20 protein-coding genes are annotated in these 25,173 nt (G+C 69.7%); 12 read left to right on the top strand and 8 right to left on the bottom strand.

The window, feature by feature from the left end; translation table 11 throughout:
• Nucleotide 1 precedes the first annotated feature (1 nt).
• The gene (locus ACFY1E_RS46785; protein WP_389088496.1) at nt 2-634 is read right to left on the bottom strand and encodes an AIM24 family protein; all 633 of its coding nucleotides are present in this window, start codon (nt 632-634) and stop codon (nt 2-4) included.
• Between the two features lie 159 nt (nt 635-793).
• Between ACFY1E_RS46785 and ACFY1E_RS46780 the strand changes: the two genes are divergently transcribed.
• From ACFY1E_RS46780 to ACFY1E_RS46765, 4 genes are all read left to right on the top strand, one after another.
• On the top strand, nt 794-1,138 hold the full coding sequence (locus ACFY1E_RS46780; protein WP_115905837.1) for a DUF3817 domain-containing protein: 345 nt from the start codon (nt 794-796) through the stop codon (nt 1,136-1,138).
• Nucleotides 1,135-1,428 (top strand): MTH1187 family thiamine-binding protein, encoded by a 294-nt coding sequence (locus ACFY1E_RS46775; RefSeq protein WP_389088441.1) that lies wholly within the window; start codon nt 1,135-1,137, stop codon nt 1,426-1,428. Before ACFY1E_RS46780 ends, ACFY1E_RS46775 begins: the two co-directional genes overlap by 4 nt.
• 175 nt (nt 1,429-1,603) lie before the next feature.
• Nucleotides 1,604-3,400 (top strand): glycosyltransferase family 2 protein, encoded by a 1,797-nt coding sequence (locus tag ACFY1E_RS46770; protein WP_389088438.1) that lies wholly within the window; start codon nt 1,604-1,606, stop codon nt 3,398-3,400.
• Between the two features lie 88 nt (nt 3,401-3,488).
• A complete protein-coding gene (locus ACFY1E_RS46765; RefSeq protein WP_389088492.1) occupies nt 3,489-5,399 on the top strand; it encodes a galactose oxidase-like domain-containing protein in 1,911 nt (636 codons plus the stop codon).
• 28 nt (nt 5,400-5,427) lie between these two features.
• On the opposite strand, the gene ACFY1E_RS46760 is transcribed toward ACFY1E_RS46765, so the two are convergent.
• Nucleotides 5,428-6,426 (bottom strand): glycoside hydrolase family 6 protein, encoded by a 999-nt coding sequence (locus ACFY1E_RS46760; protein WP_389088436.1) that lies wholly within the window; start codon nt 6,424-6,426, stop codon nt 5,428-5,430.
• Between the two features lie 237 nt (nt 6,427-6,663).
• Here ACFY1E_RS46760 and ACFY1E_RS46755 point away from each other — a divergent pair, with 237 nt between their 5' ends.
• The 4 genes from ACFY1E_RS46755 (at nt 6,664) to ACFY1E_RS46740 (ending at nt 10,552) form a co-directional block, all read left to right on the top strand.
• Nucleotides 6,664-7,173 (top strand): MarR family transcriptional regulator, encoded by a 510-nt coding sequence (locus tag ACFY1E_RS46755; protein ID WP_344399083.1) that lies wholly within the window; start codon nt 6,664-6,666, stop codon nt 7,171-7,173.
• A gap of 43 nt (nt 7,174-7,216) precedes the next feature.
• A complete protein-coding gene (locus ACFY1E_RS46750; protein WP_389088433.1) occupies nt 7,217-7,555 on the top strand; it encodes a DUF3817 domain-containing protein in 339 nt (112 codons plus the stop codon).
• Nucleotides 7,556-7,738: 183 nt separating this feature from the next.
• Entirely contained in the window at nt 7,739-9,439 is a 1,701-nt protein-coding gene (locus ACFY1E_RS46745; protein WP_389088430.1) for a methylmalonyl-CoA mutase, read from the top strand.
• A 135-nt stretch (nt 9,440-9,574) separates the two neighbouring features.
• The gene (locus tag ACFY1E_RS46740) at nt 9,575-10,552 is read left to right on the top strand and encodes a trypsin-like serine peptidase (RefSeq protein WP_389088428.1); all 978 of its coding nucleotides are present in this window, start codon (nt 9,575-9,577) and stop codon (nt 10,550-10,552) included.
• A 51-nt stretch (nt 10,553-10,603) separates the two neighbouring features.
• On the opposite strand, the gene ACFY1E_RS46735 is transcribed toward ACFY1E_RS46740, so the two are convergent.
• Nucleotides 10,604-11,233, bottom strand: a complete 630-nt coding sequence (locus tag ACFY1E_RS46735; protein WP_389088425.1) for a TetR/AcrR family transcriptional regulator — start codon at nt 11,231-11,233, stop codon at nt 10,604-10,606.
• 230 nt (nt 11,234-11,463) lie between these two features.
• Here ACFY1E_RS46735 and ACFY1E_RS46730 point away from each other — a divergent pair, with 230 nt between their 5' ends.
• The 4 genes from ACFY1E_RS46730 (at nt 11,464) to ACFY1E_RS46715 (ending at nt 15,734) form a co-directional block, all read left to right on the top strand.
• Nucleotides 11,464-12,444, top strand: coding sequence for a tetratricopeptide repeat protein (locus ACFY1E_RS46730; protein ID WP_389088422.1), 981 nt, complete (start codon nt 11,464-11,466; stop codon nt 12,442-12,444).
• 623 nt (nt 12,445-13,067) lie between these two features.
• Nucleotides 13,068-13,721, top strand: a complete 654-nt coding sequence (locus ACFY1E_RS46725; protein ID WP_389088420.1) for a DUF6230 family protein — start codon at nt 13,068-13,070, stop codon at nt 13,719-13,721.
• Nucleotides 13,722-13,852: 131 nt separating this feature from the next.
• Nucleotides 13,853-14,410 carry a DUF6114 domain-containing protein gene (locus ACFY1E_RS46720; protein ID WP_389088417.1) on the top strand — a complete coding sequence of 186 codons (558 nt, stop codon included), beginning with the start codon at nt 13,853-13,855 and terminating at the stop codon, nt 14,408-14,410.
• Nucleotides 14,400-15,734: a hypothetical protein gene (locus ACFY1E_RS46715; RefSeq protein ID WP_389088415.1), complete on the top strand. Its 1,335-nt coding sequence runs from the start codon at nt 14,400-14,402 to the stop codon at nt 15,732-15,734. Before ACFY1E_RS46720 ends, ACFY1E_RS46715 begins: the two co-directional genes overlap by 11 nt.
• Nucleotides 15,735-15,822: 88 nt before the next feature.
• Here the strand turns inward: ACFY1E_RS46715 and ACFY1E_RS46710 are convergent, their stop codons facing one another.
• From ACFY1E_RS46710 to pta, 5 genes are all read right to left on the bottom strand, one after another.
• A complete protein-coding gene (locus ACFY1E_RS46710) occupies nt 15,823-16,179 on the bottom strand; it encodes a hypothetical protein (RefSeq protein WP_389088412.1) in 357 nt (118 codons plus the stop codon).
• Nucleotides 16,169-19,942 carry a hypothetical protein gene (locus tag ACFY1E_RS46705; RefSeq protein WP_389088410.1) on the bottom strand — a complete coding sequence of 1,258 codons (3,774 nt, stop codon included), beginning with the start codon at nt 19,940-19,942 and terminating at the stop codon, nt 16,169-16,171. The genes ACFY1E_RS46710 and ACFY1E_RS46705 overlap by 11 nt, the downstream gene beginning before the upstream one ends.
• A 309-nt stretch (nt 19,943-20,251) precedes the next feature.
• Complete coding sequence (pyk, locus tag ACFY1E_RS46700; protein WP_389088408.1) at nt 20,252-21,682, bottom strand: pyruvate kinase; 1,431 nt, start codon at nt 21,680-21,682, stop codon at nt 20,252-20,254.
• A 139-nt stretch (nt 21,683-21,821) separates the two neighbouring features.
• Nucleotides 21,822-23,027, bottom strand: coding sequence for an acetate kinase (locus tag ACFY1E_RS46695; protein WP_389088405.1), 1,206 nt, complete (start codon nt 23,025-23,027; stop codon nt 21,822-21,824).
• On the bottom strand, nt 23,024-25,114 hold the full coding sequence (gene pta / locus ACFY1E_RS46690; RefSeq protein WP_389088403.1) for a phosphate acetyltransferase: 2,091 nt from the start codon (nt 25,112-25,114) through the stop codon (nt 23,024-23,026). Before pta ends, ACFY1E_RS46695 begins: the two co-directional genes overlap by 4 nt.
• Between the last annotated feature and the right edge of the window lie 59 nt (nt 25,115-25,173).

The following is a 25,173-nucleotide window of genomic DNA, read 5'->3' as shown; positions in this document are numbered from 1 at the left end:
GTCACACATCACCCGCGATCGTGTTCCGCTCGCTCGGCTGTACGTACACCAGCCCGTCCCCCTCGAACCGGATCTGGAAGGCCTCGCCGCCGCCCTCCCCGAAGAACGTGCGGAACGTCACACCGGACTGGAAGGACTGCCGCAGATTCCCCTGGTGCGCGATGTAGGCACCGGGGTCGACCGTCAGCGGGTACTGCGCGCTCACCCGCAGCACCACCGCCGGGCCGTCCGACATGATCGCGGCCTGGCCGTGGCCCTCGACGGTCGTCGTGAACAGCCCGTTGCCCTGGGAGGCGCCGCGCAGGCCGGTGAAGGTCGTGCCGGTCCTCAGGCCGGCGTCGGTCGCGAGCAGATTGCTCGACTCCACATACAGCTTGTCCCCCTGGAGACTCACGAGGTTGATCTCGGAGGCCCGGTCCGCGAACCAGCACGTCCCGTGCCCCTTCACCTCCATCACCGTCATCTGCTCACCGGTGAGCCGCCGGGTCACCATGCCCCGGATGCCCTCACCGCCCCCGCTCAGCTTCTTGAAGGCCATCTGCCCGTCGTACGCGACCATCGAGCCGTTCTTCGCCTTCACGGCGTCCCCGGTCATGTCGACGGCGAGCACCTTGCTTCCTTGAAGTCGGAACATCGCCACGCTGGGAAGGTAGCCGCCCGCGGGGTGCGGCGCACAGGGCCCGTGGGTGGAGAAGCACCCTGAGCGCACCCGTAGGGGAACCGTTTGTCACAATGGGCGGACGCTTGTGCTTCCGTTCACAAAGAGCGATCCGTCTCCCACCGAAGGTGACCCGTGGACATCAAGACCGCCACCGCCCTCCGCCGCCTGCGCCTCGTCTCGGCTCCCGAGGCCGTGTCCTTCCTCCTCCTGCTGGTCTGCTCCGTGCTGAAGCGGACCACGGACTTCAACGCGGTGCCGGTCATGGGCATGGTGCACGGTGTCCTGTTCATCCTGTATGTGATCTTCTGGGCCGACGCCTGGAACCGTACGAAGTGGGACAAGAAGACCGCGGGGCTCTACTTCCTGCTCTCCGTGCTGCCCACCGGCGGCTTCTTCGCCGAGCGCAAGCTCAAGCGCGCCGCCGAGGACGCCGTCATCGCCTCCCGCGCCCGCCAGGAAGGAATCGTGAACGCATGATCGTCGCCTTCTCCGTGACACCCCTGGGCGTCGGCGACGACGTGGGGGAGTACGTCGCCGATGCCGTCCGCGTCGTCCGCGAGTCCGGTCTGCCCAACCGCACCGACGCGATGTTCACGAGCATCGAGGGCGAGTGGGACCAGGTCATGGAGGTCGTCAAGCGCGCCGTCGCCGCCGTCGAGGAGCGGGCGCCGCGGGTCTCCCTGGTTCTCAAGGCGGACATCCGCCCCGGAGTGACGGACGGTCTCACCGCCAAGGTGGAGACGGTGGAGCGGTACCTCGCCGACTAGGGCCGCCGGGGCTCCGCCGCGTCGGCCCGGCGCACGAACTGCTCATGGTGGGGCGGGAGATGCGGCCGCCCCACCCGCCTGGACGTCTCCAGGTCGCCCTGCCCCCGAAACTCCAGTTGTGTAGGGGGTGATCGGTACTCCTCTGCCGATCACACCTCACTCACTGGAGGGCGCCGTGCAGTCGGAGGGCTACGCATACGACACCCACAGCCGACTGGCCGGACCTCTCACCGAGCCGAGCGACGCCTCGTACCAGGTGCAGTACACCTCGCTGCTGTCCAGTGAGCCGCGCCGAATACAGGCCGTCCTGCTGATGACCCTCGCGCCGGTGCTCACCGGCACGCTGCTCGTCTACCTCGTCTGGCCCACGCACTGGGTGGAGCGCGACGGAGGGGAGAGCTGGCTGGTCGGGCTCGATGTCACGATGCTCATATCCATCGGGCTCATCGAGCTGTTCATGGTGGTCAACGTCGCCTCCGTCGCCCATGCCACGCTGGTCGCCCGTGACCCCGTCCCGGTCGTCCCCGAAGCCGGTACCCGCGTCGCGTTCCTCACCACGTACGTCCCCGGCAAGGAACCCCTCTCGATGGTCCGCGCCACCCTGGAGGGAGCCGTCCGGATCACCCACGCCGGGCCCGGCAGCGTCCTCGACGTCTGGCTCCTCGACGAGGGCGACGACGAGCAGGCGAAGGCCCTGTGCGCGGAACTCGGGGTCCGGCACTTCACCCGGCGCGGCGTTCCGCAGTGGAACCAGGCCCACGGCCCCCACAAGGCCCTGACCAAGCACGGCAACTACAACGCCTGGATCGCCAGGCACGGCGACGAGTACGACTTCTTCGCCTCCGTCGACACCGACCACGTCCCGCGCCCCAACTTCCTCGAACGGATGATGGGCTACTTCCGGGACCCCGATGTCGCCTTCGTGGTCGGACCCCAGGTGTACGGGAACTACGCCGACCATCCCGTCACCAAGGCCGCCGAGTCGCAGCAGTTCCTCTTCCATGCGCTGATCCAGCGGGCCGGGAACCGGTATCGCTCGCCCATGTTCGTCGGTACGAACAACGTGGTGCGGATCGCCGCCGTGAAGCAGATAGGCGGGCTGTACGACTCCATCACCGAGGACATGGCCACCGGGTTCGAGATACACCAGCGCCGCAATCCCGTCACCGGCAATCACTGGCGGTCCGTGTACACACCGGACGTACTCGCCGTCGGAGAGGGGCCCGCCTCCTGGACCGACTTCTTCACGCAGCAGATGCGCTGGTCGCGGGGGACCTACGAGACGCTGCTCAAGCAGTACGGAAGGGCGCTGTTCAGGATGCCTCCGGGACGGCTGTTCTCGTACACCCTGATGCTCGTCTACTACCCGATGACTGCCGTCAACTGGCTGCTCGGCATCCTCAGTTGTGTCCTCTTCCTCTGGTTCGGGGCCTCCGGGACGCAGGTCGCCTCCTCGGTGTGGCTGATGCTCTACAGCGACGCCGCCGCCCTGCAGATCGGGCTGTATCTGTGGAACCGGCGGCACAACATCTCGCCCCACGAGCCGGAGGGCTCCGGCGGGCTCGCGGGCATGGCGATGTCGGCCCTGGCCGCGCCGATCTACCTCAAGTCCTTCGGTGAGGCCCTCCTCCGCCGGCCCAGCAGGTTCGTCGTGACCCCCAAGGGCGCGGACGCCAGTGCCGACCGGCTGCTCACCTTCCGTATCCACCTCTTCTGGGCGATCCTCCTCGCGACCTCCCTGGCCGCCTCGGTCGTCCTGGACCACACCCATGCGGCCATGCGCACCTGGGCGGTCCTGGCCATGGTCATCGCCCTCGCACCGGTCGCGGTGTGGTGCTCCACGCTCCTCAGGGAGCGGCGGGAGCGGCAGGCACCGCACCGGCCCACACGTGCCGTCGACGGCACGGAGCCCGCCCTCGCCACCAGCGGCGCGGTCTCCCCGGTCTCCGGAACCACGACAGGAGGCAGCTAGCACCATGGCCCGGAACGCTGAGAACAAGTACCGCAAGAGCCCGGGGAACAGGACGACCAGAAGGGCCGTCCTCGGGGTCGGGGGCATCATGGTCCTGGCCGGTCTCAACGCCCCCGCCGCGGTCGAGTTCGCGGGTGAGGAGTACCACGAGTACAAGATCGCCCAGCCCGAGTACCAGGCGAAGTACGGCTCCTGGCAGCGGGTCGACATCCCCGCGAAGTACCGCACCAACGCCATCCACGCGGCGCTCCTGCACACCGGCAAGGTGCTGATCGTCGCCGGGTCGGGCAACGAGCAGAAGAAATTCAACGCCGGGTCCTTCGACACCGTCCTGTGGGACCCGAAGGCGAACACCTTCAAGAAGATCCCCACACCGGCCGACTTCTTCTGCTCCGGCCACACCCAGCTCCCGGACGGGCGGCTCCTCGTGGCCGGCGGCACCGCCCGCTACGAACTGCTCGACGGCGAGGTCAAACGGGCCGGCGGCGGTATGCGGGTCAAGAACGAGAACCCCCTCAAGTCGGTCTTCCTGAAGAAGGGCACCCGCTTCCGCTCGCCCGCGGGCGTCGAGTACGTCAGCAGCTTCGACGTCACCGTCCCGAAGGCCAGGCCCGCCGCGGGCGCGGCAGCCGGGCCGGTCGGCGCGGCGCGGCCCGGGCAGGCCCCGGCCCCGGCGCCGGTGGTGGCGGGCGAGGCCCGGGTCTTCGTCGAGGCCGTGGAGGCCGGTCCGCTGTCCGTCACCGAGAAGCAGGCGCAGTACGACATCGTCGGGCTGACCGGCAAGGACGCGGCCAACACCTACGGGCTGAGCGAGAAGATCACCCTCGACAAGCAGGACTTCCAGGGCATCCGTGCCGCCTACGAGTTCGATCCCGTGGCCGAGCGGTATGTGCCGGTCGACCCGATGCAGAAGGCCCGCTGGTACCCGACGCTGGTCGGGCTCGACGACGGGCGGGTGCTCGCCGTCTCGGGCCTGGACGACGTCGGCCAGATCGACCCCGGGGACAACGAGATCTATAACCCGAGGACCAAGAAGTGGTCCCCCGGCCCGAAGCGGTACTTCCCCACCTACCCCGCACTCTTCCTGACCAAGGGCGGCAAGCTCTTCTACACGTCCTCCAACGCCGGCTACGGGCCCGCCGACCAGGGGCGGGAGCCGGGGCTGTGGGACCTGAAGACCAACACCTTCCGCAAGGTTCCGGGGCTGCGCGACCCCGACGAGACGGAGACCTCCTCCTCCGTGCTGCTGCCGCCGGCGCAGGACCAGAAGGTGATGATTCTCGGCGGTGGAGGCGTCGGCGAGTCCAGGAGGTCGACCCCGCGCACGGCCGTCGTCGATCTGAAGCAGGACAACCCGGTCTTCAAGGACGGACCCGACCTCCCGCAGGGCACGCGGTACCTGAACAGCGTGATCATGCCGGACGACTCGGTGTTCACCACCAACGGCTCCGAGGACTACCGCGGCCGCAGCGCCAGCAACATCTTCAAGGCGCAGTTCTACGACCCGAAGAGCAACACCTTCCGCGAGGCGGCCGCGCCCACCGTCGGCCGCAACTACCACTCCGAGGCGCTGCTGCTGCCCGACGGCCGGGTCGCCACCTTCGGCTCCGACCCGCTCTTCGACGACCAGCAGAACACCAAGCTCGGCCACTTCGAGCAGCGCATGGAGGTCTTCACCCCGCCCGCGCTGCACCGGAACGGCGAGCACCGCCCCGTGCTGGAGGGCGGCCCGCAGGCTCTCGGCAAGGACCGCCGTGCGACCTACCGCACCGACCACCCCGAAAGGGTCGCGAAGGCCCGGCTCATGCGGCCCAGCGCGGTCACCCACACCACTGACGTCGAGCAGCGCTCCATCGAGCTGGGCCTGACCAAGGACGGGCACTCGGTGACGGTCACCGTGCCGGACGACCCGGCCCTGGTACCGCCCGGCTGGTACATGCTGTTCGTGACGGACGCGCAGGGCACGCCCTCCGAGGCCAGGTGGATCCAGGTGAAGTGACGGCCGGACCCGATGCCCCGAACGGCGGCTACGGCTTGGAGTTGCGTGCCAGCTCCAGGGCGTACTCCGGCCACCACTTCCCCGCGGCCGGCCCGCTCCCGCAGGTCCCGTCGGACTCCCCGGGCCGCTTGATCCACAGGTAGGCGTCGAGGAGGGGATCGCCGGTGTCGGTCGTGGGGCGGGTGCCCAGCGCACGGCCCGGCGGGTTGCACCAGGCGCCGGGCAGCGGGCCGTTGCCGTTGCGGCTGGTGTCGACGACGAAGTGCTTGCCGCCGAGGTCGGCGGAGAGCTCCAGGCCGTACGCCTTGGTGAGCTCGTCCGTCTGGAAGTTGGAGACGTTGAGGGAGAACCCGTCGGCCTTCTCGATGCCGGCCTGCTTCAGCGGGTCGACCAGCTTCCACGGATCACGGATCCAGGCCGGGTTGCCCGCGTCCAGGTACACCTTGGTGTTCGGCTGCTGTTTCAGGCGGACGACCGCCTCGTTCAGCAGCTGCTCGCGCTCGTCGTGGTAGCCGGCCGGTGTGCAGCCGTCCACGATGTGGGCGACCGCGTCCGGCTCGAGGACGACCAGGGCCTTGCCGTCCCCGAGGGCGTCCGCGAACTTCCCGATCCACTCCCGGTAGGCGTCCGCGTCGGCCGCGCCGCCCGCGGAGTGCTGGCCGCAGTCGCGGTGCGGGATGTCGTACGCCACGAAGAGCGCCGTGCGGTTCTCCTCGGCCGCGGACTCGATGGCCGCCTTCACGATGGGGCCCGGATCGATCTCGCCCGCCGGCCACAGCGCCTGCGGTTCGTCCGCGATCCGCTTGAGCAGGTGCGCGTCCTGGGCGCGGCCCGCCCGCCGCCACTCCTTGATCTGCTTGGCGGCCGGGCTGTCCGGGTCGACCCAGAAGTCCAAGGCGCCCGCGCGGGCCGCCTTCTTCGAGGCGCTGCCCGCCGCGGCGGCCGTGTCGATGCCGGACGGGGACGAGCAGCCCGCCGCAAGCCCGAGGACCGCGACGGCCGCGAAGATGTGGATCAGCCGGGACATGCAGCTCCCTGGGGCGAAGGTGACATTTACTGATGATTCGTCAGCAATCGTTGCACAAGGGATTTCAGCCTGCAGGGTTAGACATGGCAGCCGTGGGACGGGCCGGGCGTCCGTCGACGCCTCTCGGGGCGGGAGCGCTGGGCGCGGTGTGCTGTGTACCGCTCGCCCTGGACGCCCGGCGGCCCGAAAGGCGAGACGGGGCTGACCACCATGTGACCGGCCGGTAAGGTCGGTTCTGTGCCGAAGCCGCTCAGTCTTCCTTTCGACCCGATCGCCCGCGCCGACGAGCTCTGGAAGCAGCGCTGGGGGAACGTGCCGTCCATGGCCGCCATCACCTCGATCATGCGCGCGCACCAGATCCTGCTCGCCGAGGTCGACGCGGTGGTCAAGCCGTACGGACTGACGTTCGCACGGTACGAGGCGCTGGTGCTGCTCACCTTCTCGAAGGAGGGCGAGCTGACCATGTCGAAGATCGGCGAGCGGCTCATGGTGCACCCCACCTCGGTGACGAACACCGTCGACCGCCTGGTGAAGTCGGGCCTGGTGGCCAAGCGCCCCAACCCCAACGACGGGCGCGGCACCCTCGCCTCCATCACCGACAAGGGCCGCGAGGTCGTCGAGGCGGCCACCCGCGACCTGATGGCGATGGACTTCGGCCTCGGTGCGTACGACGCCGAGGAGTGCGCGGAGATCTTCGCGATGCTCCGGCCGCTGCGGGTGGCGGCGAACGACTTCGCCGAGGACTGACCCGGCCCAAGATCTCCCGGAACGGGCGGTTACGCTCGACGCCATGAAGAAGAGCGTGCTGACCCGCTACCGGGTCATGGCCTACGTCACTGGTGTGCTGCTGGTTGCGCTGACCCTGGGTGTGATCGCCAAGTACGGGCTGCATGTGGACGGCGCGGACAAGTTCACCACGGTCGTGGGGTTCGCGCACGGCTGGCTCTACGTGGTGTACCTGGTCTTCGCCTTCGACCTGGGGAACAAGGCGAAGTGGCCGGTCGGCAAGCTGCTGTGGGTACTGCTTGCGGGAACGGTTCCGACGGCCGCCTTCTTCGTCGAGCGCAAGGTCACCCACGAGCTGGAGCCGAAGTTCACCGAGGGCTCGCCCGCGGTCGCGAAGGTCTGACGATCACTGCCGTGACGGCCGCCGGGCCGCCGTGGACGAGGCCCTTGTAGGTCACCGTCCGTGACGGCCCCGGCACGTTCGCGAGCGCAGGGCTTTTCCGGGAGGGTGCCGGCCGTCGTGGCTCGGGTGGCTGCCCTCTGGCTCCCCTCGACATTTAGTAGGACGTCCTAGTAAATTCGAGGTATGGACGCTGACGCCATCGAGGAGGGCCGCCGTCGCTGGCAGGCCCGGTACGACGCTTCGCGCAAGCGTGAGGCCGACTTCACCACGCTCTCCGGGGATCCCGTGGAGCCGGTGTACGGGCCCCGGCCCGGGGACACGTACGACGGCTTCGAGCGGATCGGCTGGCCCGGGGAGTACCCCTTCACGCGCGGGCTGTACCCGACCGGCTATCGAGGGCGTACGTGGACCATCCGGCAGTTCGCCGGGTTCGGGAACGCCGAGCAGACCAACGAGCGCTACAAGATGATCCTCGCCAACGGCGGGGGCGGTCTGTCCGTCGCCTTCGACATGCCGACCCTCATGGGGCGCGACTCCGACGACCCGCGCTCGCTCGGCGAGGTCGGGCACTGCGGGGTCGCCATCGACTCCGCCGCCGACATGGAGGTCCTGTTCAAGGACATCCCGCTGGGGGACGTGACCACGTCCATGACCATCAGCGGGCCCGCCGTGCCCGTGTTCTGCATGTATCTCGTCGCCGCCGAGCGGCAGGGCGTCGATCCGCGGGTGCTCAACGGCACGCTCCAGACCGACATCTTCAAGGAGTACATCGCCCAGAAGGAGTGGCTCTTCCAGCCGGAGCCCCATCTGCGGCTGATCGGCGACCTGATGGAGTACTGCGCCGCCGGCATCCCCGCCTACAAGCCGCTGTCCGTCTCCGGCTACCACATCCGCGAGGCCGGGGCGACGGCCGCACAGGAGCTGGCGTACACGCTGGCCGACGGGTTCGGGTACGTGGAGCTGGGACTCTCCCGCGGGCTGGACGTGGACGTCTTCGCGCCCGGGCTGTCCTTCTTCTTCGACGCGCACGTCGACTTCTTCGAGGAGATCGCCAAGTTCCGCGCGGCGCGGCGCATCTGGGCCCGCTGGATGCGGGACGTGTACGGGGCGAAGTCCGAGAAGGCGCAGTGGCTGCGCTTCCACACGCAGACCGCCGGTGTCTCCCTGACCGCCCAGCAGCCGTACAACAACGTCGTCCGTACGGCCGTGGAGGCGCTCGCCGCGGTGCTCGGCGGGACCAACTCGCTGCACACCAACGCCCTGGACGAGACCCTCGCGCTGCCGAGCGAACAGGCGGCGGAGATCGCGCTGCGCACGCAGCAGGTGCTGATGGAGGAGACCGGGGTCGCCAACGTGGCCGATCCGCTGGGCGGTTCGTGGTTCGTCGAGCAGCTGACGGACCGGATCGAGGCGGACGCGGAGAAGATCTTCGAGCAGATAAAGGAGCGGGGGCTGCGGGCACATCCGGACGGGCAGCACCCGATCGGGCCGATCACCTCCGGGATTCTGCGCGGGATCGAGGACGGCTGGTTCACCGGCGAGATCGCCGAGTCGGCCTTCCGGTACCAGCAGGCCCTGGAGAAGGGCGACAAGCGGGTCGTCGGGGTGAACGTCCACCACGGGTCCGTCACCGGGGATCTGGAGATCCTGCGGGTCAGCCACGAGGTGGAGCGGGAGCAGGTGCGGGTGCTGGGCGGCCGCAGGGCCGCGCGGGACGAGGCCGGGGTGCGGGCGGCCCTGGACGCCATGCTCGCCGCCGCCCGTTCGGGCGCCAACATGATCGAGCCCATGCTGGACGCCGTACGCGCCGAGGCGACCCTGGGCGAGATCTGCGGGGTGCTGCGGGACGAGTGGGGGGTGTACACCGAGCCGGCGGGGTTCTGACCGCCTACCCCGCAGAAGCGTTTATAAAAATGTGACCTGCCTCCTTTTCCGCGATCGTTCCCGTGCATAGCATCGGCCCGTCGAGTCCGCCGATATCCAGGGGAACTGACGGTGCGTAGGTTTTTCAGGCCCAGAGTGGTACGGACCGCAGTCGCGATCGCGGTGGCCATGCTGCCGTGCGCCGCGCTCGTGCCGGTCGCGTCCGCACATTCCGTCGCGCCGCCGGTGAACCCGGTGGCGCAACGGCTGGACGCCTACTGGAACCCGGCCCGGCTGACGGCCGCGCTGCCCGTCGACACCGGCCTGGACAAGGACTCCGTCTACTCCACCGCCCCGGACACCGGCGCCGCCGCCTCCTCCGCGGTGGACGGCCCCATGCCCGGCGAGTTCATCCCGCCCAGCCACAGCTTCGACGGCATCCCCCAGACCGGCACCTTCTTCTGGACCGACCCCAGTGGCACCGGGCGCACCTGCACCGGCTCCGTGGTGCGCAGCCCGGGCCACGACCTGGTGCTGAGCGCCGGCCACTGTCTGCGGGGGTACTCCGGCACCTCCCCGCGCCGCAATCTGGCCTTCGTGCCGCAGTACCACGACGGACTCAAGCCGTTCGGCGTGTTCCCGGTCCGGGTCAACGGCGTCTACGTCCCGCAGCAGTACTACGACCTGAAGGAGCACGCCGGCGCCCAGTACGACTACGGCTTCGCCGTCACCGAGCCCAACCAGGACGGCAGGCTGCTGCAGGACGCGGCCGGCGCGGTGCAGTTGCTCACCGACACGGGGTACCACCACGCCCCGGTGCGGATGATCGGCTACCCGGGAGGCGCGGACAAGCCGCTGGAGTGCTGGAGCCGCACCACCCGCTACGACAGCGACGACCCCGACGAGCCCGGCAGCTATCCGCGCATCGCCTGCGACGCCTTCGTGGACGGCACCAGCGGCGGACCGATGCTGGTGCCGTGGAAGGGCGGCTGGGCGGTGGTGGGCGTCATCGGCGGCTACCACACCGGCGGTTACACCCCGCAGATCTCCTACAGCGCCTACTTCGGCAAGAGCGTCGGCCAGCTCTACGGCGACGCGGTCACCGGCGCCCCGCCGGCCGGCCCGTCGTCGTAGACCTCGTAGCAGCAGACCTCGTCGCAGCTGACCTCGTACCGGCGGGAGCGGCTACGGCTCCTGGGTGCCCGCTCCCAGGCCGCCCAGGAGCAGGGTCGTGAACGCGCGCACCCACTCCTCGTCCGCCGGGTGCCCGCTCACCAGGGTGCGGTGCACCACCGCGCCCGCGACCACGTCGAAGATCAGGTCGACCGTGCGGGCCGCCTCGGCGGGGTCGGTCTCGGGGGGCAGCTCGCCGCGGCACTGGGCGCGTTCCCGGCCCTCCAGGACCAGTCGCTTCTGGCGCCGCACGATCGAGTCGCTGATGCGCTCGCGCAGCGCATCGTCGCGGGTGGACTCCGCGACCACCGCCATCAGGCCGCTCTTGGCCTCCGGGCGGGCCAGGATGGCCGCGAACTGCAGGACCACGCCCTCGATGTCGGCCGCCAGGGTGCCGCGGTCGGGAAGGACGAGTTCGTCGAAGAGCTCGGCCACCGCGTCGACCACGAGTTCGTTCTTGCCCGCCCAGCGGCGGTACAGGGTCGTCTTTGCAACCCCCGCCCGGGTCGCCACGTCTCCCAGGGTGAGCTTCGACCAGCCCAGCTCCACCAGGGCCTCCCGGGTGGCCGCGAGGATCGCGGCGTCCGCCTCGGCGCTGCGCGGGCGTCCTGAGGCGCGGGTGGCGGGAGTGCGGCTCTGCATCCCACGACCATAACCGGCGGTTCGTGTGAGGCCGTGAGGGAGATCACCGGGGGGTGGTACCGGTGAGGCACTCGGTGCCATTACGCTACGACTCGTAGCGAAAGCTCGTGGGTGCCTCCACGGGCGGCAACCACTGACGTGGGGTGGGGACCCGGCGTCGAACAGAACGCAACAGGACCGGCTTTCTCAACGCTTTTCTCTCATGCGCGGGAACGGGGGAGGATAGACGCATGCAGCCACGGAACATGTCCATGAGCGGAGTCGTCGACCTCGCCGCGGTGAAGGCGGCCCAGGAGGCCAAGGCGAAGGCGGAGCAGGCGCGCGCCGAAGCGGCCCGCCAGGGCGGCGGCCCGGGAGCCGTCTCCCCGGCCGATCTCGTCATCGACGTCGACGAGGCCGCCTTCGAGCGCGAGGTCCTGCAGCGGTCCACCGAGGTGCCCGTCGTCATCGACTTCTGGGCCGAGTGGTGCGAGCCCTGCAAGCAGCTGAGCCCGGTCCTGGAGCGGCTCGCCGTCGAGTACAACGGCCGCTTCCTGCTTGCCAAGATCGACGTCGACGCCAACCAGATGCTGATGCAGCAGTTCGGGATCCAGGGGATCCCGGCCGTCTTCGCCGTGGTGGCGGGGCAGGCGCTGCCGCTCTTCCAGGGAGCCGCCGGCGAACAGCAGATCCGCCAGACCCTCGACCAGCTCGTGCAGGTGGCCGAACAGCGCTTCGGCCTGACCGGTCTGACCGTCGACCCCGACGCCGAGCCGGGCGGCGACCGGGCCGCGGCCGAGGCGGCGCCGGCCGGACCGTACGACGCGCTGCTCGAGGCGGCCGTACGGGCGCTGGACTCGGGGGACTTCGGCGGTGCGGTGCAGGCGTACAAGAACGTGCTGAGCGAGGACCCGGGCAACCCGGAGGCCAAACTGGGCCTCGCCCAGGCCGAGTTGCTGCAGCGCGTGGGCGGCCTCGACCCGCAGCAGGTGCGCAAGGACGCCGCCGAGAAGCCCGCCGACGTGCAGGCGCAGATCGCAGCGGCCGATCTGGATCTGGTCGGCGGTCATGTGGAGGACGCCTTCGGGCGGCTCATCGAGACCGTCCGGCGTACGGCGGGTGACGACCGGGACACGGTACGTCTGCGACTGCTGGAGCTCTTCGAGGTCGTCGGGGCGGACGATCCGAGGGTGGCGGCGGCCCGCAGGGCGCTCGCCCGGGCGCTGTTCTGACCAGTCGCTAAACACCAGGGCATGTGATGCCCGAGTGAAAGATTTGCCGAAGGAACGTCAGTGCGGCCGCGCTTTACCAAATCTTGGTAAACGCGGCCGCTGTTACTGGGAGTAAGTTCCGGCCGTTGATCTGTCGGTTTCTGTCCAACGATCAATAGTTTTGTCCGGGCCCCCGGCTGCACCCTCTGTCGCCACCCGAGACCTGTGGGTCGTCCTTCGGTTATCCCGCCGTTACTACCCAGTAACGAAGCCCCTTGTGCGGGCGGCGAGAATGCACCACGATCGGCGACGCTCGGTCCTTTCCCGTACCCCGACAGCCGGTTGGGTCGCGGGAGTTCCTGGGTCCCCACCGAGCAGAGCCTGTGCCACTGGCACCGGCTCTTGGGCAGGGGGGTCTTCGCCGGCTCGGCGAAGCCTGTCCAGCAAGGTTGTGCGTGATGTGTGTCAGGCGCGACCAGTGGTTGTCGCTCGGGGGTGATCGCCGGTGATCGGTGCGCGGTTTGCGCCTCCGAGTGCGGGCGCTCTCCTTCCCGAGGACGTAGCACTTCTCCCATCCCTGCCCGGCTGAGGCGCCGACAGGCAGCAGTCAGGGCCAGGAGATGTACGTCCGAGAAGGAGGAAATATGGAGTCCCAGGTGCGTGGCGGGACCAGATGGAAGCGGTTCGCTGTGGTCATGGTGCCCAGCGTCGCCGCTACGGCCGCGATAGGTGTCGCCCTCGCGCAGGGCGCTCTCGCCGCGTCGTTCAGCGTGTCCGGCCAGCAGTTCAAGGTGCGGGCCGCCACGCTGGAAGGTACAGGTTTCGAGCAGTACGGGGCCCTTGACTCGGGGTACACCCTCGACGGCCAGAAGGCCGCCCGCCCGGTGGCGGTCTCGGCGTTCGATCACGCGACCATCACCCATCTGTGCCAGTCGGTGGTCACCCCGAACATCCCGGTGCTGGGCAGCATCAGCCTGATCCTGCATGCAGGTGACGGCAAGGATGCGGTCGAGGCCGACAAGCTGTACATCGACCTCGACAAGCTGGACGCCACCGATGCGACGTTCCACAACATCGACATCGGTGTGGCCGCGGGCAACACAGGCCAGGACAAGGGCGGCAAGGGTCCGGGCATGAAGGGTGGCGGCGAGGCCGCCAACCCGTTCGGATTCGCACAGCAGGCCGAGAAAGCGGAGCTGACCGACGTGAAGCAGACGGCGTGGGCGACCACTGCCGGAACCTTCAAGCTCAGCGGTCTGAGCATGTCCGTGCAGGCGGGCACCCACGAGTGCTACTAGGCGCTTGGTGACGGGCGGGGGAGCCTATGGCGCCCCCGCCCGTCCACCTTCCACCACATTCTTCACACGTACTGCAACTCACCACCACAGCACCATCACCACAGCAAAGCCGCACCAGGGAGCTGTTTTCCATGAGCGCCGAGACTCCTGCCGTACCCTCCGGCCAGTTCAGTCGCCGGAGGGCGCAGTTCCGCACCTGGCGGGGCACGCGGCCGTTCTGGGCCGGCCTGTTCGTCATGCTCGGCGGACTCCCCATCGCCTACTTCCCGTACGCCCACCTGCAGGTGGGGCATCTGACGCTGGCGATGTCCACCACTGCCGGTGCCGGATCCCTGATCATCGGCGTGCTGCTGATCGTCCTGGGCTTCAGCCTCTGGTTCCAGAAGCACGTGCGTACCTTCGCGGGCGTCGCGGCGATCCTGCTGGGGCTGGTGTCCATCCCCGTGTCCAACCTCGGCGGCTTCCTGATGGGCTTCCTGCTCGCCCTGGTCGGTGGGGCGATGGCCGTGGCCTGGGCGCCGAATGAGCCGCCGGCCGAGGCGGCGCAGGGGGACGCGCCGGGAACGGGCGGTGCCCCGCAGGCACTGGACCCGGACACCACCATCCTCAAGCCCGTGGTGGGCGAGCCGATCGATCTGTCAGGAACGAGCCCGGCGAACGGGGCGAACGGGAGGCACAGTGCCGGCTGACGAGGTGACCCACGGGACTGATGTGGACAAGTCCCGTGTGAGAACCGGGCCGCGCCACGCGGCACCCAAGAAGCCGCTGTTCACCAGGTTCCACATGCCGGCGGGCAAGGCGATAGCCACGGTGGCGATGCCGACCGCGGTCCTCATGGGAATGGGGTTCACGTCCTCGCTCGCGCTCGCCGACAGCAGCGGCTCCACGTCGCCGTCGTCGAAGAGCCTGACCGCGGACGAGTACAAGGACTGCGTGGCCGCGCTGGGCGACAACGCGTCGGCCTCGCCGTCGCCGTCCGCCTCGGCGAGCTCCGCTGACACGGCCGACAAGGCGACGCCCTCGCCCTCGTCCTCCGCCGGCACGTCCAAGGACTCCTCGGACTCGACGTCGGGCAAGACCGGTTCGTCGGATTCAGGTTCCGGCGACAAGGCCACGCCCGAGCCGTCCGCCTCGGACAGCGCGGGCAAGGACACGTCGGGCGGCGGCACCGCCACGCCGAGCCCCTCGGCGTCCGCGAGCAGCGGCGGCGGTCTGCTGGACGACCTGGGCAACGCGATCGGCAGCATCTTCACCGGCGGCAGCTCCACGTCGAGCGCGAGCCCGACGCCCACGCCGTCCGCCTCGGCGAGCACCAGCAAGGACACCGCGTCCTCGGGCTCTTCGGGCACGAGCGCCTCGGACACCGTCAAGGACACGACCAAGAAGGTCACCGACACTGTCGACAAGACCGTGAAGGACACGACCGACACGGCGACCAAGGCGGCCGAGGAGGCCACCAAGGCGGCCCAGAAGACGGCCGATTCGGCCACTTCTGCCAGCCCCTCGCCGAGTTCGTCCACGGACGCGGCGAACTGCCCGGCCGCCACGGACGACACGGGCGGCGTCGACAACAAGGTGCCGGTGGCGGACGACCCCTGGTACCTGAGCGCCAGTGTGCTGAAGCTGCATCACGCCGACTACCAGGGCGTCGTCAAGGTGAGGACGGCCAACGGCACCATCAAGAGGGTGCTGAAGTACGTCATCTCCGGCGGCACCGAGATCGGCGACCTGCATCAGACGGTCAAGGACCACGGCATCAACAAGACCTACCACGTGCAGGCCGGGCGGGGTACGACGTCCGAGATCACCGGCGGCCCGACGACGATGTACACGGAGTCCATCTCCGGGAACCTGCTCGGCCTGATCCCGCTGACGTTCACTCCGGACAGCCCGCCTCCGCTGAACCTGCCGGAGATCCTCTTCACCAACGTGAAGGTCGTCCAGGCCGCGCAGTTCGGCGGCACCTTGAACGTGCCCGGCATGCGCATCTACACGACCGACGGAACCGGCTGAGCGCCGTCACAGGCCCGTTCGGGAGCCGCAACAGGGCTGTGCCCCGCCGAGTGTCGACTCGGCGGGGCACAGTTGCGTTTCTGAAGGGTCAGTCGACCTCGTCGTCCTCATGGGCAAAGCGTGGCAGGACCTCGGTGTCCATGCCGTACTTGCCGAAGAGGTCGACCAGGGCCCTGGTCATGGCGTCCAGGCCGCCTTCACGGACGATCACGAGGTCGGGGATCCGCAGGTACAGGCCGCCGGCGCACTCGCCGGTGGCGGACCGGTGGTTCATCACCTCGGCGATCTTCCGAGGGGTCATGAAGGTCGCGGTCCACCCTTTGCCGTCACGGGCGCGGATGACAGCGTCGACGTCCTCGACGCTGTCGGCGTCGTCATCCAGGGCGAGTACATAGGTGACGGAGAAGTCGGCCGTCTCCACGGTCACCAGCGGCTCATGAACCATAGATCTTCAGCAGCTCCTTGATGACGTTCGGTTCGTTCGGCTTGTCGGACTTGCCGATGATCTCGAAGCCGCCTTCGACCTCGCGGAAGAAGAGCCGTGCGCCGGCGTCGCCCCGAAGGTACCGGATGCCGTGCGACAGTGCCCTGGAGCCCTTGCCCGGCTGATCGTTGCCGTCAAGAAGCTTGTTGATGAGCTGATTCATCTCGCGCTGAACGGCCTCGTTCTTCGTGGACTTCTCGGCGAGCTTGGCGAGCCTGCTGTTCTTGCCGAGCGCCGAGGTCACGCAGATCTTCGGCTTGCCGGCGGCGGCCTTCGCGGAGGCACCGTGGAACGCGGCCCGCTGGGCGGCGGCGCCTGCCACGGTCGAAGCGAGGCACTCGAGGGCGCTCTGGCCCTTCTTGACCCGGTCCAGGACCGTGCGGAGCCGGTCCAGGGTGTCCTTGGCCTTGTCCAGCTTCTCCCAGAAGGAGCTGATGCCCTTGCTGACCCGGTAGATCGCCTTGCTCACGGCCGGAATCTTGGTGACGGCCGCGCCGACCAGGATGACGTTGACGAGCGTCCACAGGCAGCCCTCGACGTCGCGCTGGGTGAAGCACTTCTTGGCGTCGGTGTAGCCCAGCTCGTCGAGGAGGATCTGGCCGCCGTTGTCGACCACCCAGTCGATGACGTCCCCGGCCAGGATCTGCCTGGCCTCGCGGAAGTCGTCCACGCAGGACTGGCCGCACTGGGCGAGGAGCAGTGACTCCTCGTCCTTGCTGAGGTCCGCCCCGGTGTCGGGCTTGGGGCCCTCCATCGCGGCCTTGCGGGCTTCCTCCTGCTCCTTGCGGAACTCCTCCTCCGCGCGGTCGGCCGCCCCGTCCGCCGCCTTCGCGTCCTCGTTGGAGTTGGCAGCCGACTTCTCCGCGTCGTCGGCGTCCTTCTCCGACCGGGTGGCCGCCGAGTCCGCTGCGCCGGCGTCGCGGGTGGCGGCATCGGCGGAGGCACGGGCGTTCGTGGCGCTCTTCTCGGCCTCGGTGGCCTCGTTGTTCGCCGCGGTCGCCTCGCTCGAGGCGTCGGTGGCGGCGCTGTTGGCGTAGAACCAGTCGGTGCCCGCCTGCGTGACGTACTCGCTGGTCCTGGTGTCGGCCTTCTTCGCCGCCTCGGCGGCCTTGGCGGCTTCCGCAGCCGAAGCCCGGGCCGCGGCCGCGGACTTGAGGGCGGCCGCCGCGTCGGCTGCGGCTGCCGCTGCCGCCTGCGCGGCGAGCTTGGCGTCTCCGGCGGCCTTCTCGGCCAGCTTCTTGGCGTCGGCGGCGGCCTTGGCAGCCTCCTTGGCCTTGGCGGCGGCAGCAGCGGCCTGCTGCTCGGACACGGACAGGGAGGTCTGGCCGATCAGGACGGCGAAGGCGGCCGCGGAGTCGGACTCCCGGTACGGGGTGCCCGCGGCGATGGCGGTGTTGGCGGGCTTGATCACCTCGGCCGCCGAATCACGGGCCGCGGTGGCCGCCTGGCCTGCCGCGTAGGCGTGTCCGGCCGCCACGGCGGCCCACTCCTTGGTCTTGGCGGCCTCGTCGCGGGCGGCTGCGGCCTCCTGGTGCGCCTTGAGAGAGGCGGCCTGGGCCTTCTTGGCCTCCTGCTCGGCCTCGGCGGCCTTCGCCGACGCGGCCTTGGAGGCGTCGATGGCCTCCGCGGCCGCGGCGTGCGCTTCCGCACCCGCGGCGGCGGCTGTCTGGTAGGCCGACCACGCCTTGTCGGCGGCCGCGCGGGAGCGCTTCGCCGCGGCATCGGAACGGGTGGCGGCGGCGCGGGCGTTCTGCGCCGCAGTGCTCGCGTCGTCGGCGGCGGCCCGCGCCCGGGTGGCTGCGCCGGCCGCTTCGCCGGCGGCGGCACGGGCCTCGGTGGCCGCCTCGCGGGTCTCGCCCGCTGCGCTGGTGCCGACGGCCGCGGCGGCGGCCGACTCCAGGGCGGCGGCCCGCGCGGCGGTGGCCTTCTTCTCGCGCTCGGCGTCCTCGGCCTTCTCGCGCGCGGCGGCGGCCCTGCCCTCGGCGAGGAGCGCCGTGGTGAGCTGCTCGTCGGCCGTATCGGCGGCGTCCTCCGCCTTGGTACGGGCGGTCCCGGCCGTCTCGCGCTCGGTGGCCGCGCGCTTCTCGGCCGCCTGTGCCGTGGCGCGTTCGGCGGCCGCGGTCTTGCGCTCCTCGGCGGCGACGGCCTTTTCCTGCTCGGCCTTGGCGCGCTGCGCCTTGGCGGTCTCCGCCGCCACGCGGGCCGTCTCCTGCGCCCGCTCGGCGGTGGCCTGTGCGTTCTTCGCCTTGGTGGCGTTCGCGGCGGCCTCCTTGGCCAGCGCGTCCGCGGACACGGCGGCCGCCTTCGCCTGGGCCGCAGCCTCCTGCGCGGCGATCCGCCGGAACTCCGTGTTGACGGCGTGGGCCTGGGTCTGGGAGAGCGCGAAGAGCGCCTTGCTGTCGGCCACCGTGGCCTTGGCGGCGTTCACCGTGGTCTGGGTGGCCTTCGCGGCCGCCTGGGCCGCGGCGTACGAGGCCTTGGCGACCTGCACCGACTGCTGTGCGTACAACAGCCCGCGGCCACGCGGCGCCTTGGCCGCGTCGGCGATGGCGTACGCGTCGTTCTGCGCGCTGTCGGCCTGTTCCGAGGCCGTCTTGGCGGCGGCCACGGCCTTGTTGGCCAGCACCAGTTGATCGGCGGTCTTCTTCTGGGCGGCTGCCAGGTCCGTCTTGGCCTGGGTGAAGACCGCGGGCTTGGGCCGGTGGATGTTGTCCTTGGGCTGGTCGGCCCAGTACTTCTGCCAGAGGAGGATCTGCTCGGCGAGCCACGCCTGCCCGATGGACTCGATCATCGCCTCGGTGGCCTTGCGGGCCTCCGCGGACGCGTTCGTCTCGGCGCTCATGATGGTGGCGCGGGGCTTGGCCTGGGCGGCGTACTCCTGCTCCCACTCCTGGTGGGCCGTCAGGACGACGGGGGAGAGGACCCGCCGGGCGTCCACGGGGTTGAAGCTGTCGCAGTCGCCCCAGGCGACCTTGAGGGCCTCGACCTCCATGCGGTCCTCGGCGGAGCCCTCCTCCAGCGGCTTGGTGACGAAGCCGCCGTGCCGCAGGAAGGAGGCGACGTCGCCGGCGGTGGTGCTGTTCCACGGGCCCCGGACGTCGGTGTCCCCGAACATGGTGCTCGCCGCGAGGTCGTTCCAGTCGTCCTGGCCCTTGATCTCGGCGGCGACCTTCTTCGCCTGTTCGACCGAGTCCTTGGTGGGCACGCTGCGGCCGTCCTGACCGAGCCGGCCCAGCAGGTCGTTCTGGGGGCCGAGCGTGAAGGCCACGACGTCCGCGTCGAACTCGGGGGCGTGGAGGCTGGTGCCGGAGTCCCAGCCGGTCTGCGCGTAGACCTTGTTGGCCGCCTCCCAGCGCGCCTTGCGGTCTCTGGACTGATCGAGGTACGCGATGACGGCGTCCTGGTCCTTGCGGCGGGCGTCGCCGAGGGTGCCGAGCCCCGATCGAGCGCCTTCGAGGGCGGCGGTGAGGTCGGCGGCCGTACCGTTCAGGGCCTTGGCGGCCGCGGTTTTGAGGGCAGGGCCACCGATGTGCAGCGCCACCCCGGCGATGCAGCGGTCGATCCGGGCGTCCTCTCCGAGGCTGATCCGGAGCCGCCCGGCATCCGGGTCCTCGGCCGGTTCATCGGCGCGAGCGGGTACCGCGTGCACCAGTCCTGTCAGTAGTGCCGAGGCCGCCAGCAGAGCGGTCCCGGTCACTCCCCCTGAGCGCAGGGCTCTTCGCATGTGATTCGCCTGTCTACGGGTCGAATGGTCGGCCCAGGAAAGAGGCAGGCGGGCATGGCTGTGCGGCGAACGTGGTCGTACTGCGGACGCGCGACGTCCACCAAGAGCCGTTCATGCGCTGGTCTGAGCGCTGTGTGCTGGTCAGGCACACGCCCCCCACGCCCTCTCCCCAAGGGCGCCTCAAGATTTACATATGAAAGGTAAAACCGGTAGGGGGTTCTCAGTGTCGGTGGTCACTGCACATGCGTGAGGGCGCCCCCTGTCCGCAGGGGGCGCCCTCAGCGCCGTACAAGAGCCTTTGAGGTTGTGTCAGTTGGCGCCGCCGCCCGCGATGTGGTGCACGCGGAGCATGTTGGTGGTGCCGGGGACGCCGGGGGGCGAGCCGGCCGTGATGATGACGATCTCGCCCGGGTTGAAGCGGTTGATCTTGGCGATCTCCTGGTCGACCATGTCGACCATCTCGTCCGTGGTGTTCACGAACGGCACCACGTGCGACTCCACGCCCCAGCTGAGGGTGAGCTGGTTGCGGGTGTTCTCGTCGGTGGTGAAGGCGATGATCGGCTGCTGGGCGCGGTAGCGCGACAGACGGCGGGCCGTGTCACCGGACTGCGTGAAGGCCACCAGGCCCCGGCCGCCCAGGAAGTCCGCGATCTCGCACGCGGCGCGCGCGACCGAACCGCCCTGCGTACGCGGCTTCTTGCCGGGGACGAGGGGCTGCAGGCCCTTGCTCAGCAGCTCCTGCTCGGCCGCGGCGACGATCTTCGACATCGTCTTCACGGTCTCGACCGGATAGGCGCCCACGCTGGACTCCGCGGACAGCATGACCGCGTCCGCGCCGTCCAGGATCGCGTTGGCCACGTCCGAGGCCTCGGCGCGGGTGGGACGGGAGTTGGTGATCATCGACTCCATCATCTGGGTCGCCACGATCACCGGCTTGGCGTTGCGGCGGCACAGCTCGATGAGCCGCTTCTGCACCATCGGGACCTTCTCGAGCGGGTATTCGACGGCGAGGTCACCGCGGGCGACCATCACGGCGTCGAACGCCATCACGACGGCCTCCATGTTGTCGACCGCCTGCGGCTTCTCCACCTTGGCGATGACGGGGACGCGACGGCCCTCCTCGTCCATCACCCGGTGGACGTCGTCCACGTCCTTGGCGTCCCGCACGAAGGACAGCGCGACCATGTCGCAGCCCATGCGCAGCGCGAAGCGGAGGTCCTCGACGTCCTTCTCGGACAGCGCCGGCACGTTGACGGCCGCGCCGGGCAGGTTGATGCCCTTGTGGTCGGAGACGACACCGCCCTCGATGACGATCGTCTTGACCCGCGGGCCCTCGACGTCCAGGACCTTCAGCTCGACGTTGCCGTCGTTGATCAGGATCTGGTCGCCCCGGTCGACGTCACCGGGCAGGCCCTTGTACGTCGTACCGCAGATGGACTTGTCGCCCGGGACGTCCTCGGTGGTGATGACGAACTCGTCACCGCGCTCGAGCTCGACCGGGCCTTCGGCGAAGGTCTCCAGACGGATCTTCGGACCCTGCAGGTCGGCCAGGACACCGATGGCACGGCCGGTCTCCTTGGACGCGGCCCGGACGCGGTCGTACCGCGCCTGGTGCTCGGCGTGGGTGCCGTGGCTGAAGTTGAACCTGGCCACGTTCATTCCGGCCTCGATCATCGAGACCAGCATTTCGTGGGAGTCGACCGCGGGGCCGAGAGTACAGACGATTTTCGAACGGCGCATGGGGCGATCCTATCGGTTTGTTTCGCCGCGGAATATTCCGTCTGGCGGAAGATACAAATGGGCGGGTCCGCGCTCAGGCGTGTTACTGCGGTGTATTCCTCGGGGTTCTTCAGCCGGTCATGCGGCGAAGCCGCATTCGTTACTGCCCGACCAGCGCATAGGTCTGTGTGGCGATCTCCAGTTCCTCGTCGGTCGGCACCACGGCTACCGCCACGCGCGCCTGCGCGGGCGAGATCAGCCGCGGTTCGTCACTGCGTACGGCGTTCAGCTCGCTGTCCACCGCCAGGCCCAGCTCCTGAAGGCCCGCCAGGGCAGCCTCCCGCACCGGGCTCGCGTTCTCCCCGACTCCCGCCGTGAAGGCGACCGCGTCCACCCGGCCGAGTACGGCGTAATAGGCGCCGATGTACTTCTTCAGCCGGTGAATGTAGATGTCGAAGGCGAGCTGCGCCTCTTCGTCACCTTCGTCGATCCGGCGACGGATCTCCCGCATGTCGTTGTCACCGCACAGCCCGATCAACCCGCTCTTCTTGTTGAGAAGAGTGTCGATCTCGTCGGTGGACATTCCGCCAACCCGCATCAAATGGAAGATGACGGCCGGATCCATGTCCCCGGATCGCGTACCCATCACGAGCCCCTCCAAAGGCGTCAGCCCCATGGAGGTGTCCACGCACCTCCCGCCCCGCACGGCGGAGGCGGACGCCCCGTTTCCGAGGTGCAGCACGATGACGTTGACCTCCTCGGGCGCCTTCCCGAGCAGCTCGGCGGTGGCCCGGGACACATACGCGTGCGAGGTCCCGTGGAAGCCGTAGCGCCGGATCCGGTGCTCGTCGGCGGTCTTCACGTCGATCGCGTAGCGGGCGGCCGACTCCGGCATCGTGGTGTGGAAGGCGGTGTCGAAGACGGCGACCTGCGGCAGGTCGGGCCGCAGCGCCTGCGCGGTGCGGATGCCGGTCAGGTTGGCCGGGTTGTGCAGGGGTGCCACCGGTATCAGCCGCTCGATCTCGGCGAGCACGGCGTCGTCGATCACGGTCGGCTCGGTGAAGGACTGCCCGCCGTGCACGACCCGGTGCCCGATCGCCGCGAGCTCGGGGGAGTCCAGCCCCAGCCCGTCCTTCGCCAGCTCCTCCGCCACGGCCTTCAGGGCCGCCTCGTGGTCGGCGATGGTCCTGCTCCACTCACGGGTCCCGCCGCCCGTCCCGAGCGGGGTGTGCCTGAGCCGCGAGGTCTCCTCGCCGATCCGCTCGACGAGACCCGCGGCGAGCCGGCTGCCGTCCCGCATGTCGAGCAGCTGGTACTTCACCGACGAGGAGCCGGAGTTGAGGACGAGGACACGGGTCGGGCTCACTGGGCGGACGCCTTCTCGTTCGGGTGCTGGGCCTGTATGGCGGTGATGGCGACGGTGTTGACGATGTCCGAGACGAGAGCGCCCCGGGACAGGTCGTTGACGGGCTTGCGCAGGCCCTGGAGCACCGGCCCGACGGCGATCGCGCCGGCCGAACGCTGCACGGCCTTGTAGGTGTTGTTACCTGTATTGAGGTCAGGGAAGATCAGAACCGTTGCCTGCCCGGCGACTTCGGATTCCGGCAGCTTGGTCGCCGCGACCGTCGGCTCCACCGCGGCGTCGTACTGGATCGGCCCCTCGATCTTCAGGTCGGGGCGCCTCTCCCGGACCAGTTCGGTCGCCTCGCGCACCTTGTCGACGTCGGCGCCCGAGCCGGACGTACCCGTCGAGTACGACAGCATCGCGATCCGCGGCTCCACACCGAACTGCTCGGCGGTGGCGGCCGACTGGATGGCGATGTCCGCGAGCTGCTTCGCGTCCGGGTCGGGGTTCACGGCGCAGTCGCCGTAGACGAGGACCTTGTCGGCGAGGCACATGAAGAAGACGGACGAGACGATGTCGGCGTCCGGCTTGGTCTTGATGATCTCGAAGGCGGGGCGGATGGTCGCGGCCGTGGAGTGCACCGAGCCCGACACCATGCCGTCCGCGAGCCCCTCCTGGACCATCAGCGTGCCGAAGTAGTTGACGTCCGCGACGACGTCGTACGCCAGCTCCACGGTGACGCCCTTGTGGGCGCGGAACTGCGCGTACTTCTCCGCGAAGGAGTCGCGCAGCTCGCTGGTGGCCGGGTCGATCAGCTGGCAGTCGCCCAGGTCGATGCCCAGGTCGGCGGCCTTCTTGCGGATCTGCTCGACCGGGCCGAGCAGGGTGAGGTCGCAGACCCCGCGGCGCAGGAGCACCTCGGCGGCGTGCAGGACGCGCTCCTCGGTGCCTTCCGGGAGAACGACCCGGCGCTTGTCGGAGCGGGCCTGTTCGAGCAGCTTGTGCTCGAACATCATCGGGGTGAGGCGGTCGCTGCTGGGCGCGGAGACCCGCTTGTTGAGGTCGCCGGTGTCGACGTAACGCTCGAAGAGGCCGAGCGCGGTCTCCGCCTTGCGCGGTGTCGCCGCGTTCAACTTCCCCTCCAGGGCGAAGAGTTCCGCGGCCGTCGGGAAGCTGTTGCCGGACACCGAGAGCACCGGGGTGCCCGGGGCGAGGCGGGCGGCGAGGGTGAGGATCTCGTCGCTCGGCACCTCGTTCAGGGTGAGCAGCACCCCGGCTATCGGCGGGGTACCGGCGCTGTGCGCGGCCAGCGAGCCGACGACCAGGTCGGCGCGGTCGCCCGGGGTCACCACCAGACAGCCCGGGGTCAGGGCGGGCAGGAAGTTGGGCAGCATCGCCCCGCCGAACACGAAGTCCAGGGCGTCGCGCGCCAGCCCCGAGTCGTCGCCGAGGACGACCTTCGCGCCGAGCGCCTGGCCGATCTGGGAGACGGTGGGGGCGGCGAGGGCGGGGTCGTCCGGGACGACGTAGCACGGCACGGGCAGGCGGGAGCCGAGCTTCTGCGCGATCTCCTCCCGGTCCTCGCGCGCGACCCGGTTGGTCACCATGGCGAGGACGTCGCAGCCCAGGCCCTCGTACGCGCGGAAGGCGTTGCGCGTCTCGGCGAGCACGGACTCGGTGGGCTGCCCACGGCCGCCCACGACCGGGAGCACGGACGCGCCGAACTCGTTCGCCAGCCGGGCGTTGAGGGAGAGCTCGTCGGGGAGCTGCGTGTCGGCGAAGTCCGTGCCCAGGACGAGGACGACCTCGTAGTCGCGTGCGACCACGAGGAAGCGTTCCACGAGGGTGGACACCAGTTCGTCCGTCCCCCGCTCCGCCTGCAGGGCGGAGGCCTCGTGGTAGTCCATGCCGTAGACCGTGGCCGGGTCCTGGGAGAGCCGGTAGCGGGCGCGGAGCAGCTCGAACAGGCGGTCGGGCTGGTGGTGGACGAGCGGCCGGAACACCCCGACCCGGTCGACCTGCCGGGTCAGGAGCTCCATGACCCCCAGCTCCACCACCTGTCGGCCGTCGCCTCGGTCGATCCCGGTCACGTACACGCTGCGCGTCACGCGTGCTCGCCCCTTCCTTGCGCCGTTATAAAAATCGCCCACCGAGGTGAGCAGAACCC

Origin of the sequence: Streptomyces sp. NPDC001604, from assembly GCF_042893475.1 — a bacterium.
Classification (GTDB): domain Bacteria; phylum Actinomycetota; class Actinomycetes; order Streptomycetales; family Streptomycetaceae; genus Streptomyces.
The sequence above is the reverse complement of the archived record's forward strand: the minus strand, read 5'-3'. Positions and strand labels throughout refer to the sequence as shown.